Origin of the sequence: Roseibium sp., assembly GCF_039982295.1 — a bacterium.
In the GTDB taxonomy this organism is placed as follows: Bacteria; Pseudomonadota; Alphaproteobacteria; order Rhizobiales; family Stappiaceae; genus Roseibium.
The window spans coordinates 1-2,716 of sequence record NZ_JBDWYP010000035.1 but is presented as its reverse complement, the minus strand read 5'-3'; the positions used below and the strand labels follow the sequence as shown (position 1 = coordinate 2,716).

Sequence of the window (2,716 nt, the reverse complement as noted above, 5' to 3'; positions counted from 1 at the left end):
ACTGACCTTGCCACCAAGGGCGAATGGGCTTTCGGCTCGATCCGTGATGTCGAAGAACCGGGACATTGGATTCCGAAGGTTCACGAGTTCCACAACGGAATGGTCCGAAAGTATGGGAACGAGGCTGCCAAACGCGCACTCTGGGATGCGATCCATAAAGAAGAACGGTGGCAATGCGCTTTCTTCGGTCGAGAGTTCATCGAGCCGACCGATCGCCTCTATCTTTATGTGACAGACAGGGACACTGCAAAGGAACTTGGCGCGAGGTACGACAAGCGTCGCCGGCAATTCTACGTTTCGAGGGAAAGTACTGATCCGCGGAAGGTTGAACCGTATCAGGGACCCGACGCGTGGGCGGCTTGGCAAAACAAGATGTATAGCCTCAAAAGAATCTCTCGTTTGAGAGCCGAGGCAGCATTGGAGGCGTTCCCACACTTGGCACGCGATCAGCGCAGACCAAAATGGAACATCAAATTCCTGACATCAAAAGCAAAGCACCGGAAGCCAAAAGGACAACTGCCCATCTGCGAACTTGCACCAATGGTCGCCGAGCAGCTTCTCGAACTCGACCCAACACTGGCCCAGAAAAGAGACAGGTATATTTCTTGGCGTGTTCACATGGAGCTTCTTGGCTGCCACGTGGAATACGCTTTGCCTTCTATCTACGATGCCTTGTTCCGAAAGAGTGAGAGTGGCTCCTACGCAATCGAACCAGCGCTCACCAAGGCTCTCCGGCCGGTTAGGGAATCCGCTGTCAACTGAAATCTTACGAGGTTTTCTCTTAAGAACGCACTCACGTCTCTCCCGCATGGCCTGGCATCGTTTCTCCATGTTCCACAGAGACGGAGAAACGACATGACTCGACTAAACGACCTACCGAAGCTCGAAGAGCTTTTGCAAATGGACCCCGAATGGCTCCTGGGCGCAGTCACCACCGAAGAGGCCTCGCGGCTAACCGGCGTTCCAGTCGCTACGCTCGTCGCCCTGCGATCCAGAGGCGGCGGGCCCCGCTTCCTGAAACCCGCCGGCACCCGGTCCGTCCGATACATTCGCCTCGAGCTCTACCGCTGGCTTTTCTCTGGCGGTCACTTGGCCAACACGGCGCAGATCGCCCCGAACGCTGGTGTCGTCGATGCTCTCCTCATGGGCGGGGGAGGTGATGATGCCAATGTCATGGATTGACCCGATCGGAAACCAGAAGGGAATCGGGAGGCATAAAGCTCCTGCGATCTCCTGCCGGGCCACGCAATATCGTGGCGCTTGCGTGTCGCTGCCGTCCGCAGGCTTCTGCAATCTCCCTCAAGCGCCTGCAATCAATCGACCGTTAAACTCACCGGCTTTACGACCGACGCCGATTGGCTTCGAAACCTGGCCTGAGAATGGAGGTCATCATGTCACTTGATCGCATCCATTCCGTGAGGTTTTCCGAAAAAGATGAGAATTTGGTTCTTCGCGCCATTCGCCTTTGCGGCTCAGCGGGGTTTAGCACTTACTGTCGCGAAGTAACTGTCAGGAGCGCCATGGCAGTCCTAAATCCTTTGTGCCTGCCGATACTGCGCGCTCTCAGTGATTTACAGCGTGATATCAATCGCGCCATTGAGACCGCACAGCGTATCTATCTTCGATCCGACGACAACAACTCAGAACATGCAAGCCAGGAACTGGAAGGGGCGCTAAAAGCCATCGAGGTCATGCAGCACGAGTTGGAGCGCACCATCCAAGACCTGCTTGCGATGAAGAAGACCTAACTATCGCTCCCGAACCGTTCCTTTCCCACCGCGGCCAGGCCGAGACCGGGCTTTTGCTGATCCCGTCCGCTGTGGTGGGACAGGAGGCGGGGCGACACGCCCTCCATCCTTCCTTTCATGCTTGTGATACAGGTTTGGCCTGACCACCAATGTTGACGTCATATAGCGCCGGGCGTGATCAATATCCGGAGTGAAGACCTTCAGATCAGCACGGAGCGTTTCCTTGATCGGCTCCAGAGTTTCATCCGGATAACTATGCGCCTTCGCAATTCGACAGAGCCGAAGGATATTCTTCTCGACCCGGTTCCTGTTCTTCGTCACCTCCTGCCGCCATCTTGGGACATTGACCGGAGCCTGAATTGGATTCTCCACCCCTTGCTTTGGTCGCCGCTTTCTTCTGGGAAGGGTGATCGCTTTTGCGGCCGCCTTGATCCGCCGCCGACAAGAGATCGACATCGGCCAGCTTTTGAGCGTCCCGAACGTCCAAGGCCGATGGAGAAAATGCCAGTCGGCGAGGGACTTTGCCGGTGCGACGGTCCTGTTGCCTGGTTCCTCCAGATCTTCTAGCGCGAGCGATAGATAGGCGTCCAATACCCGTGTGGGGTGCTCGCACACATGTGAAAGCTCTTGATGCAGATCGAGAACCGCTTTGGGAATGCTGTCATCTGGCTTATCGATCCACTCTGCCCATTGCCGAAAGTTATGTCGAACCCAAGCCACTATCCTGCTCTTCGGCTTCCCATGTTGCTCCTGATGAATGCTTGCGCCAACATCGTCCCACCACTTCGGGGCTCGACGCCAAAGTGGAGCTGCCCCTGTGTGCAGTTGGGTCATCGACTTGTCAAAACGCAATGGTCGGGCTCCGGACAGAATGTCTTCACGCATCGCCGTCCGATCCTCGCGAAGCGTAGCGATGTAGCCCAGTCCCGCAGTTCGAAGATTAGCCGCCAGCTCGACCCGCATGGAAT

Annotated in this window: 4 protein-coding genes; 3 read left to right on the top strand and 1 reads right to left on the bottom strand. The window is 56.2% G+C overall.

Features of this window, described 5'->3' with window-relative positions:
• From ABJZ52_RS06865 to ABJZ52_RS06855, 3 genes are all read left to right on the top strand, one after another.
• Window positions 1–762: DUF5710 domain-containing protein (locus ABJZ52_RS06865; protein ID WP_348032729.1), on the top strand; the 762-nt coding region annotated here is incomplete at its 5' end.
• A gap of 93 nt (window positions 763–855) precedes the next feature.
• Window positions 856–1,182 (top strand): hypothetical protein, encoded by a 327-nt coding sequence (locus ABJZ52_RS06860; RefSeq protein ID WP_348032727.1) that lies wholly within the window; start codon window positions 856–858, stop codon window positions 1,180–1,182.
• Between the two features lie 209 nt (window positions 1,183–1,391).
• Window positions 1,392–1,748, top strand: a complete 357-nt coding sequence (locus ABJZ52_RS06855) for a hypothetical protein (protein ID WP_348032725.1) — start codon at window positions 1,392–1,394, stop codon at window positions 1,746–1,748.
• Here the strand turns inward: ABJZ52_RS06855 and ABJZ52_RS06850 are convergent.
• Window positions 1,749–2,716: hypothetical protein (locus ABJZ52_RS06850; RefSeq protein WP_348032723.1), on the bottom strand; the 968-nt coding region annotated here is incomplete at its 5' end.